16 protein-coding genes are annotated in these 15,355 nt (G+C 65.8%); 2 read left to right on the forward strand and 14 right to left on the reverse strand.

What is annotated here, in order from left to right; translation table 11 throughout:
• Positions 1-183: 183 nt before the first annotated feature.
• Both IWX81_RS04115 and recO read right to left on the reverse strand, forming a co-directional pair.
• Positions 184-987: an isoprenyl transferase gene (locus tag IWX81_RS04115; RefSeq protein WP_199279955.1), complete on the reverse strand. Its 804-nt coding sequence runs from the start codon at positions 985-987 to the stop codon at positions 184-186.
• Positions 984-1,745 (reverse strand): DNA repair protein RecO, encoded by a 762-nt coding sequence (recO, locus tag IWX81_RS04120; RefSeq protein WP_199279956.1) that lies wholly within the window; start codon positions 1,743-1,745, stop codon positions 984-986. Before recO ends, IWX81_RS04115 begins: the two co-directional genes overlap by 4 nt.
• Before the next feature lie 132 nt (positions 1,746-1,877).
• On the opposite strand from recO, the gene IWX81_RS04125 reads away from it, so the two are divergent.
• Positions 1,878-2,534, forward strand: coding sequence for a trimeric intracellular cation channel family protein (locus tag IWX81_RS04125; RefSeq protein ID WP_199279957.1), 657 nt, complete (start codon positions 1,878-1,880; stop codon positions 2,532-2,534).
• Positions 2,535-2,674: 140 nt separating this feature from the next.
• On the opposite strand, the gene leuA is transcribed toward IWX81_RS04125, so the two are convergent.
• Positions 2,675-4,435: a 2-isopropylmalate synthase gene (gene leuA / locus IWX81_RS04130; RefSeq protein WP_199279958.1), complete on the reverse strand. Its 1,761-nt coding sequence runs from the start codon at positions 4,433-4,435 to the stop codon at positions 2,675-2,677.
• Between the two features lie 217 nt (positions 4,436-4,652).
• On the opposite strand from leuA, the gene IWX81_RS04135 reads away from it, so the two are divergent.
• Positions 4,653-5,264, forward strand: a complete 612-nt coding sequence (locus IWX81_RS04135; RefSeq protein WP_199279959.1) for a hypothetical protein — start codon at positions 4,653-4,655, stop codon at positions 5,262-5,264.
• Positions 5,265-5,271: 7 nt separating this feature from the next.
• Here the strand turns inward: IWX81_RS04135 and IWX81_RS04140 are convergent, their stop codons facing one another.
• From IWX81_RS04140 to IWX81_RS04190, 11 genes are all read right to left on the reverse strand, one after another.
• Positions 5,272-6,672, reverse strand: coding sequence for an ABC transporter permease (locus IWX81_RS04140; RefSeq protein ID WP_199279960.1), 1,401 nt, complete (start codon positions 6,670-6,672; stop codon positions 5,272-5,274).
• Complete coding sequence (locus tag IWX81_RS04145; RefSeq protein ID WP_199279961.1) at positions 6,669-7,430, reverse strand: ABC transporter ATP-binding protein; 762 nt, start codon at positions 7,428-7,430, stop codon at positions 6,669-6,671. The genes IWX81_RS04140 and IWX81_RS04145 overlap by 4 nt, the downstream gene beginning before the upstream one ends.
• 74 nt (positions 7,431-7,504) lie before the next feature.
• Positions 7,505-8,149 carry a response regulator gene (locus tag IWX81_RS04150; protein WP_199279962.1) on the reverse strand — a complete coding sequence of 215 codons (645 nt, stop codon included), beginning with the start codon at positions 8,147-8,149 and terminating at the stop codon, positions 7,505-7,507.
• On the reverse strand, positions 8,146-9,309 hold the full coding sequence (locus IWX81_RS04155; RefSeq protein ID WP_199279963.1) for a sensor histidine kinase: 1,164 nt from the start codon (positions 9,307-9,309) through the stop codon (positions 8,146-8,148). The genes IWX81_RS04150 and IWX81_RS04155 overlap by 4 nt, the downstream gene beginning before the upstream one ends.
• Positions 9,310-9,435: 126 nt before the next feature.
• The gene (locus IWX81_RS04160) at positions 9,436-10,371 is read right to left on the reverse strand and encodes a DUF559 domain-containing protein (protein WP_199279964.1); all 936 of its coding nucleotides are present in this window, start codon (positions 10,369-10,371) and stop codon (positions 9,436-9,438) included.
• A 156-nt stretch (positions 10,372-10,527) separates the two neighbouring features.
• Positions 10,528-11,433 carry a GTPase Era gene (gene era, locus IWX81_RS04165; protein WP_199279965.1) on the reverse strand — a complete coding sequence of 302 codons (906 nt, stop codon included), beginning with the start codon at positions 11,431-11,433 and terminating at the stop codon, positions 10,528-10,530.
• A 2-nt stretch (positions 11,434-11,435) separates the two neighbouring features.
• Positions 11,436-12,734 carry a hemolysin family protein gene (locus IWX81_RS04170; RefSeq protein ID WP_199279966.1) on the reverse strand — a complete coding sequence of 433 codons (1,299 nt, stop codon included), beginning with the start codon at positions 12,732-12,734 and terminating at the stop codon, positions 11,436-11,438.
• 6 nt (positions 12,735-12,740) lie between these two features.
• Positions 12,741-13,202, reverse strand: coding sequence for an rRNA maturation RNase YbeY (gene ybeY / locus IWX81_RS04175; RefSeq protein ID WP_199279967.1), 462 nt, complete (start codon positions 13,200-13,202; stop codon positions 12,741-12,743).
• Positions 13,199-14,161: a PhoH family protein gene (locus IWX81_RS04180; RefSeq protein WP_199280444.1), complete on the reverse strand. Its 963-nt coding sequence runs from the start codon at positions 14,159-14,161 to the stop codon at positions 13,199-13,201. The genes ybeY and IWX81_RS04180 overlap by 4 nt, the downstream gene beginning before the upstream one ends.
• 79 nt (positions 14,162-14,240) lie before the next feature.
• Positions 14,241-14,591 (reverse strand): histidine triad nucleotide-binding protein, encoded by a 351-nt coding sequence (locus tag IWX81_RS04185; protein WP_199279968.1) that lies wholly within the window; start codon positions 14,589-14,591, stop codon positions 14,241-14,243.
• A gap of 35 nt (positions 14,592-14,626) precedes the next feature.
• On the reverse strand, positions 14,627-15,355 hold the full coding sequence (locus IWX81_RS04190; RefSeq protein ID WP_199279969.1) for a 16S rRNA (uracil(1498)-N(3))-methyltransferase: 729 nt from the start codon (positions 15,353-15,355) through the stop codon (positions 14,627-14,629).

Consider the following 15,355-nt stretch of genomic DNA (forward strand, 5'->3'; position numbering starts at 1 on the left):
TCAGGTCAGCGTGACCTAAACGCCGGAATGCCGGGTTCCGCCCCCTCCCCTTTCGGAAATTCAGGAACTGCGCGGCCGTGCCGTGACGCACCCCGCCAGAAGCCGGGCGTGCAATCAGCGGGCATGCGCGATTTCCTGAATTTCCAACATGACGCGAGCGTGAACACTCTGTCGGCGCTGCCGTCAGGCGGTGGGCGCGTCGATCGCTCCACCGAAGCGCCGGTTGCGGTTCGCGTAGGTGGTGATCCCCTGCCACAGGTCCTCGCGCGTGAAGTCGGGCCACAGAGTGTCGAGAAACACCATCTCGGCATAGGCACTCTGCCAGAGCATGAAGTTGCTCGTCCGCTGCTCCCCCGAGCTGCGCAGAAACAAGTCGACATCGGGCAGGTCGGGCACGTACAGGTGCTTCTGGATGCTCTTCTCCGAGATGCCGGACGGCTTCAGCCGCCCGGCCGCGACCTCTTCCGCAAGCGCCCGCACAGCGTCGGTGATCTCGTTGCGCCCGCCATAATTCACACACATGGTGAGCGTCAGGGTCGAGTTGTGCGCGGTGAGCCTCTCGGCGAACTGCAGCTCATTGATGACGGAGCCCCACAGCCGCGGTCGCCGGCCCGCCCAGCGGATCCGCACGCCCCAGTCGTTGAGTTGATCCCGCCTGCGGTGCAGCACGTCGCGGTTGTACCCCATCAGGAACCGCACCTCGTCGGGCGAACGCTTCCAGTTCTCCGTGGAGAACGCATACACGCTCAGGTGCTTCACACCGATCTGGATGGCGCCGGCCACGACGTCGAGAAGACTCGCCTCACCCGCCTTGTGCCCCTCGACGCGGGTCAGGCCGCGGGCATTGGCCCAGCGGCCGTTGCCATCCATGACGATGGCGACATGCTCGGGCACAGCTTTACGAGGCGTGGGTGGAGGGTGGATGCCCGTCCAGTCGATCGGGCGGAACTCGACGGCATCCTTATGCGTCTTACCGACCGGACTCATGCCGTGCGTCCCATCCGGGCGGGCCCCGCCTCGGTGGAGCGATCGACGTGCTGCAGCGATCGGAGCGATCGCTCGAGGTGGAACTGCGTGTACGCCGCCACCACGCCACTCGCCTGGTTACGCGAGCGGTCGTCCGCGGCCTCAGCGACCTCCCAGCGGCCCTCGATGAGAGCCCCGAGAAGGTCGAGGGTGTCTGGGTCCAGCCGCGGGGCACCGGGAGGAGCAACCTCATCCGCGACAACTCCACCCAGCTGAGCGACGAAGACGGTGTGCGGTCCGGGGGCGCCGGTCACGGCGCAGTCCTCGAAACTGGGCGCCCATCCCGCGATCGACAGCGACCGCAACAGGTACGAGTCGAGTGTGAGGCTCGGATGATGCTCGCGCCGCGAGAGCGACCGCAGGGCGCCCACCAGCAGGAGGTATTGCTGGAGGCTGCCGTCATCATCCGTGATCTTGTCGGCCGTTTCGATCATGGCGCTGGCCGCCGTGTAGCTCGCGTAGTCGTCAGCGATTTCGGCTCCGTACGATCCGAGGGACTCCGCCTGCTGGATGATGTCGAGGCTCCGCCCGATGTAGCACTGCACGTCGGCGACCATCATCGGCTCCAGCCTGGCGCCGAATTTCGACGCCGTGCGGCGAACTCCTTTGGCCACGGCGCGGATCTTGCCGTGCTGCCGGGAGAGCATCGTCACGATGCGGTCGGCTTCACCCAGCTTGTGGGTCCGCAGCACAACGGCTTCGTCACGGTAGGTCGGCACACCTCGATTATCCTCTCCTCCACCGTCACTGTCTGGATGCCCGGCCGACAGCCTCGGCGGATCTGCGCGACATCCGCGGCGAAACGGTGGGGCCGCGACAAGAGGTCTCGCTCGTCATGGTACGAATAGGGCGTGACTCCCACGTTTGTGATCCCCCTGTGGGCGGACCTTCTTGCCATCGGTATCGGAGCGGCTCAGGGCGCGCTATTCGCTGCCCAGTTCCGCGACCGCAGGCTCGACCTGCTCGGCGTGGCGATCATCGGTATCGCGACGGGTTTCGGCGGCGGAATTCTGCGCGATGTGCTGCTGGCACAGGTGCCGGCGGCACTCACAAGCAACTGGTATCTGATCGTGGCGACCGGCGCCGCCCTCATGGGCATGCTGCTCGAGAGACTGATCTCGCGGCTCGGGCCGCTCGTCACCGTTCTCGATGCGCTCACCATCGGGCTGTTCGGCGCCATCGGTACGACGAAGGCGCTGGCGATCGGCCTGCCGGAAGTGCCCGCGATCTTCGTCGGCGTACTGTCGGCCGTGGGCGGCTCCATCCTGCGCGATCTGCTGCTGAACCGGCCGATCGCGCTCATGCACGTCGGTTCGCTCTACGCCCTGGCCGCGGTGGCGGGCACAGGCACTCTCACACTGCTGCTGCGGCTCGACGTCGAGGTCTTCCTTGCCGCATCCACCTGCGTCGCACTGACGTTCGGGGTGCGGATCCTCGCAGTGCTGTTCAACTGGACGCTGCCGGAGCAGCGCGCCATCGAGAAGATGCCGCGCATCCGTCGTCGCTGACGGCCCCGGCCGCGCACCCTCTTTCGGAAATTCAGGAACTCAGCACGATTCCGTCGCGGAACTCGGCGAATGATGCCGTTCCGCGCCGGACTTCCTGAATTTCCGAAAGCAGGCGCCGTGAAAGCCGATCCCACAGGCAGCTAGGCGCTGACGAGGTCTCGGTCGCCGGCCTCGAGGCGCACCGCGCGGTTCACCGCGGAGACGACAGCCTTGAGGGATGCCGTCGAGATGTCGGCATCGATACCGACGCCCCAGAGGCGCTTGCCGTTGACGTTCAGCTCCACATAGGCGGCCGCCAGGGCGTCACCTCCGGCAGACAGCGCGTGCTCCACGTAGTCGTAGAGCTTCACTTCGACGCCCTGCTCGGCCATGATGCCGAGGAACGCCGCGATCGGACCGTTGCCCGTGCCGGCGGCCGGAGCCGAGGTGTCCCCGACGCGGAGAGTGACATCGAGCCTGGTCGATCCCGCGAGATCGCTCGCCGTCGCCGTGGAGTGCAGCTCGAACCGCCCCCACTTGTTGTCGACGTGGTGGGCCGGCAGGTACTCGTCGTGGAAGATCTCCCAGATCTGGTCGCTCGTGACCTCGCCACCCTCGGCATCGGTCTTGGCCTGAACGACTCCGCTGAACTCGATCTGGAGCTTGCGCGGCAGGTCGAGCGCGTGGTCGGCCTTGAGCAGGTAGGCCACGCCTCCCTTGCCACTCTGCGAGTTGACGCGCACCACGGCCTCGTACCCGCGGCCGAGGTCCTTGGGGTCGATCGGCAGGTACGGCACGGCCCAGAGCAGCTCGTCGACCGAGACGCCCTTGGCCGTGGCATCCGCCTGCATCGCCTCGAAGCCCTTCTTGATGGCGTCCTGGTGCGATCCGCTGAACGCGGTGTACACGAGGTCACCGGCCCACGGGCTGCGTTCGTGTACGGGAAGCTGGTTGCAGTATTCGGCGGTGCGCTTGACCTCGTCGAGGTCGCTGAAGTCGATCTGCGGGTCGACGCCCTGTGTGAACATGTTGATGCCGAGGGCGACGAGGTCCACGTTCCCGGTGCGCTCGCCATTGCCGAACAGGCAGCCTTCGATGCGGTCGGCTCCGGCCAGGTATCCGAGCTCGGCGGCGGCGACCGCTGTGCCGCGGTCGTTGTGCGGGTGCAGCGAGATGAGCACGTTCTCGCGGTGGTTGATGTTGCGCGACATCCACTCGATGGAGTCGGCGTAGACGTTCGGCGACGCCATCTCGACAGTCGACGGCAGGTTGATGATGACCTTGCGATCGGGGGTCGGCTCGAGCACTTCGAGCACCTCGTTACAGACCTCGAGCGCGAATTCGAGTTCGGTGCCGGTAAAGCTCTCCGGCGAATACTCGTAGAAGATCTCGGTGCCCGTGGCGATGGATTCCGCGGCCTTGCAGAGGCGGGCACCGTTCAGGGCGATGTCGATGATGCCCTGCTTATCGGTGCGGAACACCACATCGCGCTGCAGCACGCTCGTGGAGTTGTACAGGTGCACGATGGCCTGCTTCGCCCCGATGAGCGATTCGTAGGTGCGGTTGATGAGCTCACCACGGGCCTGCGTGAGCACCTGGATGCGCACGTCATCCGGGATCAGGTTGCCGTCGATGAGCGAGCGGACGAAGTCGAAGTCCGTCTGCGACGCCGACGGGAACCCCACCTCGATCTCTTTGTAGCCCATCTTCACGAGCAGGTCGAACATGATGCGCTTGCGCTCGGGGCTCATCGGGTCGATGAGCGCCTGGTTGCCGTCGCGCAGGTCGACCGCGCACCAGCGCGGCGCCTCGGTGATGTGTTTCGTCGGCCAGGTGCGGTCGGGCAGGTCGACGGCGAATGTCTCGTGGTACGGGCGGTACTTGTGGATCGGCATTGCAGAAGCCGACTGTGTGTTCTTCATGGTCTCTGTAGTCTCTCGTGTTGGATGTGGTCAGCCACTGCGTGTGAGAACGCAGAAACACCGCGACGAGTGAGGCCTGAAGTTAGGACTCGTCGCGGCAGCTAAGAAGGAGCAGACCGAACAGCACGAATTCAGGGTAGCACTGCCAAGAAGCTGACGTGTGAATGGCCCAAAACGTTGGGTGGTGGATGCCGCTGCCACCGCGAACAATTGACTCATGTCGCCCCGCACCCGTGTCGCCCTGCTCCCCGCTATCGTCGCTGCAGCTCTCCTCCTGAGCGCGTGTGCCACGCCCTCCGCCTCTCCCAGCGACGGCGGAATAGCGGCTCCCGTCGACGTCGTCGGGCAGGGCACCGTCATCCAGGTCGGCGATGCCGCTCCCGAGTTCTGCCTGGGTGCCGTGGCCGAGTCGTACCCGCCGCAGTGCTCCGGCCCTGAGCTCGTCGGCTGGGACTGGGCGGCGAACGAGGGCTCGGAGACCGCGAGCGACGTGACCTGGGGCACGTATGCGGTCTTCGGCAGCTGGGACGGCGCTGCCCTCGCCGTCGACAGCGCCATCATGCTCGCCCTCTATGACACCGTCCCCGTTGTCGATCCCCAGCTCGATGAGGCTAACGCCGGAGCGTCGAGCGAGCAGCAGCTCGCCGACATCCAGGCCGAGATATCCGACACAGCTCCGGTCGAAGTGCTCTCGAGCTTTCCGCAGAACGGTTACCTGTTCGTGCAGGTCGTGCACGACGACGGATCAGTCCAGGCGTGGGCCGACCAGACCTACGGGCCGGATGTCGTCGCGGTGCGATCTGCCCTGCAGGACCTCACCGAGCGCTGAGGCACGACTAGTCCACCGCGAGCGCGACCACGGGTGAGATCCTGCTCGCTCTGCGGGCCGGAAGAGTGGATGCCGCGACCGTGAGCACGACGGCGGAACCGGCGATCACGGCCAGCAGCCACGGTGGCACCACCGGGAAGATGAGCCCGGGTGATCCGTTGATCGACCCGAGCATCGACTGCGCTCCCGCCCAGCCATAGCCGATCCCGAGCACGACACCGACGAGCATCGAGGCGATCACCAGTTGGGCGCTCTCGGCCCGGATCATCGCCCGGAGTTGGCTGGCGCTGAAGCCGAGGGCGCGCAGCAGGCCGAATTCGCGGGTGCGCTGCAGGATGCTGAGCGACATCGTGTTGACGAGACCGACGGCGGCGATCAGCGCACTGAATCCGACGAGCACGGAGAAGACACCGACGGTCGTCTGCATGATCGGTTCGATGCCCTCGTAGACCTCGGGCTCCGCAACCCGTGCCGCGTCGATCAGTCGCTGGAAGCTCGCTGTCGCCACGGCGAACATCGTCACGAGCGTGACCCCGATCACGAGTCCGATGGTCGTGCGTGAGCTGCGTTGTGGGTACCGCACGGCGTTCTCGGCAGCGAGTCTCGCCGGGGCGCGCGAGCCGAGCATCCTGCCGACCAGCTTCAGGGCCGGTGGCATCACGAGTTCTGACCCGAGCACCACGCCCGAGAACGACAGCACTCCGCCCACGACGCCGATGAGGATGCCGACGGGGCTCACGAGTCCGGCGACGACCCCCAGTGCGAGCAGGAGTGAGCCCGCCGAGAACAGGATGACCGCTGCCAGGTTGCGCCCGCGATGACCGGCGGCTTCGGCCCGGCTCTCTTCGACGACCGCCCCTGTGGCCTGCATCGGGCTGACCGTGAGCACCCGCCGTGACCCCGCCCACGAGGCGAGCCAGGTCGTCGCCAGCACCGCCGCCATGGGGGCGAGCACTATGGGCTCAAGGAAGATGTATCCCAGGTCGGGGATGAGGGCGGTGCGTACGGCGATGAGCACGAGCGCGGTAGACACGATAGTGCCGATGACCAGTCCGGAGATCGCGCCCACGATGCCGACCAACAATCCCTCGACGGTGACGGCGTTTCTCTGCGACCGGGCCGTGGCGCCGATCAATCGCATGAGTGCGATGGAGCGGGTGCGTCCGGCGATGATCGTGGAGAAGGTGTTCGTCGTGACGACGGCTCCGACGTAGGTCGCGATCACGATGAACACGGCGGCGATGATGGCGAGGATGACGCCGACAGTCCCGCTGGAGCCCACGACATCGTCGGCCGCGATCATGATCGACAGGTTGGTCGTCACCTGCAGCAGGGAGACCCCGAAAGCCGTGCTGAGGGTGGCGACAAGGATGCTCGGGGCATGCTCGCGCACGTTGAACGTGTTCATGAGACGTGATCCATCCTGAGCATGAACTGGCTGATCTCCGAGGCGTTCGACCTGCCGCGATCTGCCACGATCCTGCCGTCGGCAAGGAAGATCACCCGGTCGGCATAACTCGCTGCGATGGGATCATGAGTGACCATCGCGATGCTCTGTCCATAGTCGGCGCTGGCCGAGGCGAGCAATCCCAACACTTCGCGGCTGGTGCGGGAGTCGAGGTTTCCGGTCGGCTCATCGGCGAACACGAGCTCGGGCCTGGCACCCAGGGCGCGGGCGATGGCGACGCGCTGCTGTTGCCCGCCTGACAACTCGTGGGGCCGATGACCCAGCCTCGGCGCGAGCCCGAGCGTGATGACGAGCTCATCGATCCACCGGTGATCCTCGACGCCGGGTTCCCGACCGTCGAGTTCGAACGGCAGCATGATGTTCGAGCGGATGTCGAGTGTCGGCACGAGGTTGTACGACTGGAAGACGAACCCGACCCGGCGCCGACGGACCAGGGTGAGCTCGGTGTCATCCAGGTTCGAGATGTCGGTGTCCCCGATGAACACCCCGCCCGAGGTGGCGGAATCCAGTCCAGCCATGATGTGCATGAGGGTCGACTTGCCCGAACCGCTCGGGCCCATGATCGCCGTGAATTCACCGCGGCGAAGCTCGACCGATACCGAGTCGAGCGCCGTCACGCTGGTCGATCCCGATCCGTACGATTTGGTGAGGTCAGAGACCCGAGCGACGATGTCGCTGTCCTGCGCGGTGTTGTCCATGGTCCCAGCCTCCCGCAGAAGCCGCATCCGCCGAATCGGTCTGGAGTCTCCCTCAACTACATCGGAAGGATGATCTACGTGAGGCCGTTCTCGTAGGCGAACACCACGAGCTGCACCCGGTCGCGAAGACCGAGCTTGCCGAGGACCCGACTGATGTGAGTCTTGACCGTCGCCTCGCTGAGAAACTCCCCCGCCGCGATCTCGGCGTTGCTGAGCCCCCTGGCCGCCAGCAGGAAGATCTCCTTCTCTCGCGCCGTGAGCGACTCGAACGCCGCCGGCACGGGGATCCGCGAGGCGCCGAAGTGTTCGAACAGCTCTCTCGTCGCGGAGGCCGCAATAACCGAATTGCCGGTGTGGACGGCCCTGATCGCCGCGAGCAGGAACTCGGGGTCTGCGTCCTTCAGCACGAAGCCACTCGCCCCAGCCCTGATGGCCCGCGCCGCCGCCTCGTCGAGGTCGAACGTCGTGAGCACGATGATGCGCGGCACCGGTCCGGCTGCGGCCAGGATCGCGGAGGTCGCGTCGATGCCGTCCATGATGGGCATCCGGATATCCATCAGGATGACGTCGGGCCGGGTGGAGGCGGCCATGCCGATGCTCTCCCGGCCGTCGCCCGCCTCGCCCACGAACTCGAGATCGGGCTGGGAGGAGACGAGCATCCGGATGCCGGCCCGGAACAGCGACTGGTCATCGACGAGGGCGACGCGGATCTTCTTCACGACGCCACCAGCACGGGAATGCTCGCCCTCACGACGAAATCGCCGCCCTCCGGGCCCGCCGAGAACGTGCCGCCCGCGAGCAGCGCACGCTCACGCATGCCGACGAGGCCGTGCCCCACGTGATCCACGGAGGCGTGCTCGGCCACGGCGTTCCTGATGGTCAGGCTCGCGGCATCCGGCGACCAGTCGATGGCGGCAACGACCTCCCGCTCGATGTCGCCGTGTCGCAGAGCATTCGTCAGCCCTTCCTGCACGATGCGATACAGCGCGAGCTGGCGACCGGCCGGGATGGAGAGGGGGTCGCCGTTCTGCTCGAGCGACACCAGCAGCCCGGATGCCCGCAACTGGTCGACCAGCCGCTCGAGGTCGACGAGCGCAGGTTGGGGGCCCGCGTCCTGGCTATGTCGCAACTGGCCGAGCAGGATCCGCACATCGGCGAGCGCCTCTCGAGCCGTGGATGAGATGGTCGTCAGGGCGACATCGACGGCCGAAGGATCGGCCTCGCGGGCATACCGCGCGCCGTCAGCCTGCGCGATGACCACGGCGAGGCTGTGCGCCACGACGTCGTGCATATCGCGGGCTATGCGGTTGCGCTCCTGCTCCACCGCGACTGCCTGCTCGGCCAGCAGCTGGTCGCGTCGGCTGTCTCTGGCAGTTGCTCTTGTTCTCACCAGCAGACCGGCCGTCCAGCTGAGGACGAGTACCGCTAAAAGCGCTACGAAATACCCGATCAGGGCGACGAAAAACGAGGGACTGAGCATGCTAGAGACGAAATCCAGGTACTCAGTGGCGTTGACCGTCGGAGGTCGGCGAAAGAGGAGGTAGAGGGTTGCGACGAAAGCACCGACTACTGCCGAGGCGAGACCGAGCCATTTCACGACAGGGTTGCCGTACCTGGCTGTCGAAAAGAGCACGACCAGAATGGCGACATCCGCTAAGTCGGGTGTTGTTCCGGAGTGCATCTGGAGAATGGCGGCAAGCCAGGCGACTGCCAGTGCGAGTGCTGGACTCACCCGCCTCAGCGCAAGCGAAATCCCCAGAAGGCCGACCGCGAGGGCGAACGCTGTGTTGTCCACTCCGAACAACAAGCGCAAGACCGTGAAAGCCAGCCCACAGCACACGTCAAAAGCAAGCTGCCGCGAAGTGATGGCTCTGATCATTCCCCCACGCTATGCCGAATACTGCAGTGGACAGCGGATGATCATCCTCTCGACGCAGTGAATCATCCTCCCGAGGTATGCGGCCGTCGCTGACCCTTCCCGAAACTCCAGCTATTGCGGTTTCCGTCAGGATGATCGCAATAAGTGGAGTTTCGACCGCGGTGGGCGCCATCCGTTTCGCGCCAGCGCGGCCGCAATCCGCCGCGCGACGGCCCGCGGATCGCTCATGTGCTCGTTCAACACACGGATCACACTCCAGTCGTCTGCTGCGAGTTGTTCGAGCCTGAGCACGTCGCTGGCGAACGTCCGAGCATCCGCCCGATGGTGACGCCCGTCGTATTCGACGATGGTGCGCCACTTCCGAAAAACCAGGTCGCCGAATCGAACGGGTGCCCCATCCGCGGAGACGCGCTCGTTGACCGTGGGCTCCGGAAGACCGGCTCGCGCGATGAGCAGCCGCAGGTCGGTCTCGCGCGGTGAATCAGTTCCAGCCCGAACCCATGACAGTGCTCGCCTCAGCCGGACGATCCCCGGTACAGCAGGGTGACTGTCGAGCTCGGCGACGAGCTCGTCGAGCGTGGCGAGCGGATTCTGCCGGCGCACCAGACTGTCGCCCGACGCCACCAGCTCGTCGAGCGACAGTTGGCTGCCCAACAGTCGCCAGGTGTCCACGGGAGCACTCAGCGGGATGCCGTCACGCAGCATCAGCCGCACTGAAGCACCGCCGAGCCTGTGTCCGCGAACTCCGGTCATCCTGGGCTCTCGCCGGGGATGGATCGCCGACACGTCGATATCACTGCCGGACAACCGCCGGGGAAGCCACATGCCCCAGAGGGCTGCCGCCGTCGAATGGCTGAAGAACTGGTCCGATCCGAGAATCGGGGCGAACGAGTGCGCCCGTTCGACGACGGATGTCGGCTGACCGATGGTCCGCACACCGCGGAACGGGGTGACCAGGTCCCTGCGTCGCAAGCGCGCATCCGGCACTCCCAGCGATCGCGCCTCGGCCACCGAGAACGGGCCGTATCGAAGCTCAGGGGGAAGGGGCGCAGGTGTTGACATGACGTGAGCATGCGCTGCACCCGTGAGCCCCTGATGCCGCTCCCCAAAACGGTCGACACCGGCGCCGAAACTCCAGTTGTTGCGGAATAGAGGCCCGACGACGCAAAAAGTGGAGTTTCGGGCGCGACAGGCGACCGAACGGGGCTGACTCGCGGCCTAGAACCCGAGCCGGCCGAGCTGCTTCGCGTCGCGCTGCCACTCCTTGGCGACCTTCACCCGCATCGACAGGAACACCTGGCGACCGAGCAGCTTCTCGATCTGGGTGCGCGCCCTTGCGCCGACCTCCTGGAGCCGCTGCCCCTGGTGGCCGATGATGATGCCCTTCTGGCTATCGCGCTCGACGAAGAGGTTCGCGTAGATCTCGAGCAGGTCCTTCGACTCGCTCTCGATCATGTCGTCGATGGTGACGGCGATCGAGTGCGGCAGCTCATCCGTGACACCCTCGAGCGCGGCCTCGCGGATGAGTTCGCTGATCCGCGATTCTGTCGACTCGTCGGTGACCGCGTCATCCGGGTACAGGGCCTGTGACGCGGGCATGAGCTTCACGAGTTCCGTGGCGAGAATGTCGAGCTGGATCTTGTCGAACGACGAGATCGGGATGATCGCATCCCAGTCGCGCAGTTCGCTGACGGCCTGCAACTGCTCGGCCACGCCCGGTCGCGACGACGCATCGATCTTGGTGACGATCGCCACCTTCTTCGCGCGCGGGAAGGAGTCGAGCTGCTCGTTGATGTAGCGGTCGCCGGGGCCGATCTTCTCGTTGGCCGGCAGGCACAGCCCGATGACGTCGACCTCGCCGAGCGTCTCCTGCACGATGCTGTTCAGTCGCTCGCCGAGCAGCGTACGCGGCCTGTGCATTCCGGGGGTATCTACGATGACGAGCTGGCCATCGTGGTGATGCACGATGCCCCGGATGGCGCGGCGGGTGGTCTGCGGCTTCGACGAGGTGATCGCCACCTTCTCCCCCACCAGCGCGTTGGTGAGCGTCGACTTTCCCACATTGGGTCGCCCGACGAAGGAAACGAACCCCGCCCGGAATGGTGCGCCATCGGTCTGGGCCACGGTTAGTCCGCCTTTTCGTGAGAGAACGCCTCGACGGCGTCGATGAGGGCCTGGTCACGTTCGACCAGCACGGTGCTGAGGCGCTTGCGGCGCCCCTCTGTGCGGTCGGCGGTGAGCACGAGCCCCGAGAATTCTGCACTGGATCCGGCGACGGGCAGTTTGCCGAGCACCTTGGTGATGAGTCCGCCGACGGAGTCGACTTCGTCGTCTTCGAGTTCGAGACCGAACAGGTCGCCGAGTTCGTCGATGGCGAGACGCGCGCTGACGCGGTACCGCCCGTTGCCGAGGTCTTCCACTTCGGCAACGTCGTTGTCGTACTCGTCGGAGATGTCGCCGACGAGCTCTTCGATGAGGTCTTCGAGCGTGACGAGCCCGGCAATTCCGCCGTACTCGTCGACCACCATGGCGAGGTGGTTCGATTCGAGCTGCATCTGGCGCAACAGGCTGTCTGCCTTCTGCGATTCGGGAACGAACAGGGCCGGTCGCGCGAGTTCAGCGGCGGTCAGGGTCTCCGCATCCAGGGTCTGCTCGTACACGACCCGTGACACATCTCGGAGGTAGATGATGCCGAGCACCTCGTCGATGTTGCCGCCGAGCACGGGCATCCTCGAGACGCCCTTGCTCAGGAACAGCCCCATGGCCGCGCCCATCGTCTCGTCGTCGTCGATGGTGATCATGTCGGTTCGCGGGAGCATCACTTCGCGCACGACAGTGTCGTTGAATTCGAAGATGGAGTGGATGAGCTCGCGGTCGTCTTCCTCGAGCACCTCGAGTTCCGTCGCCTCATCCACCATGCTGAGCAGTTGTTCCTCGCTGGAGAAGGTGGCGCTCGGGGGCCGGCCCGGAGTAACCCTGTTGCCGAGGGCGACGAGGGCGGCGGCGATCGGGCCGAGCACGACCCTGACGGCGTGCACGATCGGGGCCGCGAACTTCATGATCGGCCTGGCGTTGGCCCGGCCGACGCTGCGAGGGCTGGAGCCGACGAGCACGAACGATGCCCCGGTCATGATGAGCGCTGACAGCAGAAGGCTGATCCACCACTGCGAGATGGAGTACGCGAAGGCGAGGGTCACCAGCACTGCCGCGGTCGTCTCCGAGACGATCCTCATGAAATTGAGGGCGTTGATATGGGCGCCGGGATCCCGCGCTATCGCGAGGAGGGACAATCGTGACCGGCTCGTCGCTGCGAGATCCGACAGGTCGGTGCGGCTCAGCACGCTGAGCGCCGCGTCGGCTGCCGCGAGCAGGCCGCCGAACACGACGAGCAGAACCGCGACGCTGATGAAGATTCCGATCAGCATGACAGGCTACTTCCGCTGTTCGGCAAGGGCGAAACCGACGAGAATATCGCGCTGCAGCCCGAACATCTCCTTCTCCTCATCCGGCTCCGCGTGGTCGAAACCGAGCAGGTGCAGGATGCCGTGGGTCGTTAACAGCAGCATCTCCTCGATGGGGCTGTGCCCGGCGGTCTCTGCCTGCGCGATCGCGACCTGGGGGCACACGACGATGTCTCCGAGGAGCCCAGCCGGTGTCGGGGCCTCTTCACTGCCGGGTCGCAGCTCGTCCATCGGGAAGCTCAGCACGTCCGTGGGCCCTGGCTCGTCCATCCACTGCACATGGAGTTGTTCCATGGCGGCTTCGTCGACGAAGACAATAGCGAGCTCGGCGTCCGGATGCACGTGCATCTGGTCGAGAGCGAACACGGACAGTCGCTGGATCGCCTGCTCGTCGACCTCGACGCCCGATTCGTTGTTGATCTCGATGCTCACGGAGTGGCCTTCCTGGAGCGGCGCTCGTCGCGCTCGAACTTTTCGAGCTGCTTCCCGGCGTCGTATTCGGTGTACGCGTCGACGATCTGCCCGACGAGGCTGTGACGCACGACATCGGCGCTGGTCAACCGAGCGAAGTGGATCTCATCGATCTCGTCGAGGATCGTCGTCACCAACTGGAGTCCGGATGCCCCGGCCGGCAGGTCGACCTGGGTGACGTCGCCCGTGACGACCATCTTGGAGCCGAACCCGAGTCGGGTGAGGAACATCTTCATCTGCTCAGGCGTGGTGTTCTGCGCTTCATCGAGCACCACGAAGGCGTTGTTGAGCGTGCGGCCGCGCATGTACGCGAGAGGCGCCACCTCGACGGTTCCCGCGGCGAGCAGCTTGGGCACGAGCTCGGGATCCATCATCTCGTTGAGCGCATCGTAGAGCGGCCGCAGGTACGGGTCGATCTTGTCGGTGAGCGAACCCGGCAGGAACCCCAGCCGCTCGCCCGCCTCGATCGCCGGCCGGCTCAGGATGATGCGCTCGACCTCTTTGCGCTGCAGGGCCTGCACGGCCTTGGCCATCGCGAGGTACGTCTTGCCGGTGCCGGCGGGGCCGATACCGAAAACTATCGTGTTGGTGTCGATCGCGTCGACATACTCTTTCTGCCCAAGGGTCTTCGGCCTGATGCTCCTGCCTCGCGAGGTGAGGATCGACTGGCTGAGCAGTTCGGCCGGGCTGCCTGACTTCGACTCGAGGATGCGCGCCGATGACGTGACCTCGACGGGGCCGAGATCGACTCCCTCTCTCACCATGTGCACGAGCTCGTCGACGAGGACGCGCGCGGAATGTACCTGGTCGGCGTCGCCGCTGAGGGTGATCCTGTTGCCCCTGACGGCGACCACGACGAGCGGATACTGCTTCTCTATGGTGAGCAGCAGTCGATCCTGAGGGCCGAGCAGTCGCACCATGGCGACCCCGTCCACCTCAAGGTCGACCCTGTTCTCGAGCTGGCCGTCGTCGTCGCGGCCGCGTGCTGTGGATGTGTCGCTAGAGCCCAAGGGAGCCTTCCGTGAGGGTTCCGCCCAGCACGTGTGCGTGCACGTGAAAGACGGTTTGTCCGGCGTTCTCACCGGTATTGAAGATCAGGCGGTATTGGCCGCCGCAGTGCTCATCGGCGATCTGTTGGGTGACCGCGACCAGTTCGGACAGCAGGGTGGGGTCTCCGGCAGCGAGCTCGGCGACGTTGCTGAATTCCTCGGTCTTCGGGATGACGAGAATGTGCACGGGCGCCTTCGGCGCGATATCGCGGATCGCGATGAGGGTATCGCTCTCGAAGACGACGTCGGCCGGGATCTCGCGCGCGATGATGCGGGAGAAGATGCTCGGCGAATTCGACATGAATACAGCTTAAGGCGCGATAGCTGACAGCGCGCCTACCAGCGCCCCAGCTTCGCGTTCAGGACGGCGAGGGCTGCGGGCCCCGCGGTCGAGGTGCGCAGCACCTCGCTGCCGAGCCGGACGACGGAGGCTCCCGCCGCTGCAAGGGCGTCGAGCTCGTGGGGGGCGATGCCACCCTCCGGACCGACGACGAGGATGAGGTCGCGATCGTCGAGTTCCAGCGCGCTCAGGGTCAGCTCGGCGGTCGGCTCGAGCACGAGCATCCTGGCCCCCTCGGCGAGCTTGACGAGCTGGCGGGTGCTGACCAGGTCGAGCACGTCGGGAATCCAGGATCGAAGGGACTGCTTGGATGCCTCGCGCACCACTGCCGTCCAGCGATCACGACCCTTGGCCACTTTCGCGCCCTCCCAGCGGGAGATGCTGCGCGCCGCCGTCCACGGGATGACCCCGTCGACACCGAGCTCGGTCGCTGCCTGCACCGCCAGTTCGTCGCGATCGCCCTTGGCAAGCGCCTGAGCGAGGAAGACGGCAGGAGTGCGTCGCTCATCGTTGTCGACAGTGTCGACCTCGATCGCGAGTTCGGTGTGTTCGGCCGTGACGACGGCGCCGGTGACGACGAGACCCGAGCCGTTGCCGATAGCGATGGATTCCCCCACCGCGAGGCGCGACACGGTCACGGCGTGCCGAGCTTCAGAGCCCACAATCGAGACCCTGTCGCCGACCGCGGCCGACTCCAGGGTCTCATCGATGTAGAAGTGGGCCAC

It is taken from the genome of Salinibacterium sp. CAN_S4 (assembly GCF_015752305.1).
In the GTDB taxonomy this organism is placed as follows: domain Bacteria; phylum Actinomycetota; class Actinomycetes; order Actinomycetales; family Microbacteriaceae; genus Rhodoglobus.

Coding starts and splice junctions, on each gene's coding strand:
- IWX81_RS04115 (WP_199279955.1), bottom strand. CDS start 987: ATGAGTCCGGTCGGTAAGACGCATAAGGATGCCGTCGAGTTCCGCCCG.
- leuA (WP_199279958.1), bottom strand. CDS start 4,435: ATGAAGAACACACAGTCGGCTTCTGCAATGCCGATCCACAAGTACCGC.
- IWX81_RS04135 (WP_199279959.1), top strand. CDS start 4,653: ATGTCGCCCCGCACCCGTGTCGCCCTGCTCCCCGCTATCGTCGCTGCA.
- IWX81_RS04140 (WP_199279960.1), bottom strand. CDS start 6,672: ATGAACACGTTCAACGTGCGCGAGCATGCCCCGAGCATCCTTGTCGCC.
- IWX81_RS04145 (WP_199279961.1), bottom strand. CDS start 7,430: ATGGACAACACCGCGCAGGACAGCGACATCGTCGCTCGGGTCTCTGAC.
- IWX81_RS04155 (WP_199279963.1), bottom strand. CDS start 9,309: ATGATCAGAGCCATCACTTCGCGGCAGCTTGCTTTTGACGTGTGCTGT.
- IWX81_RS04160 (WP_199279964.1), bottom strand. CDS start 10,371: ATGTCAACACCTGCGCCCCTTCCCCCTGAGCTTCGATACGGCCCGTTC.
- IWX81_RS04170 (WP_199279966.1), bottom strand. CDS start 12,734: ATGCTGATCGGAATCTTCATCAGCGTCGCGGTTCTGCTCGTCGTGTTC.
- IWX81_RS04180 (WP_199280444.1), bottom strand. CDS start 14,161: ATGGTGCGACTGCTCGGCCCTCAGGATCGACTGCTGCTCACCATAGAG.
- IWX81_RS04185 (WP_199279968.1), bottom strand. CDS start 14,591: ATGTCGAATTCGCCGAGCATCTTCTCCCGCATCATCGCGCGCGAGATC.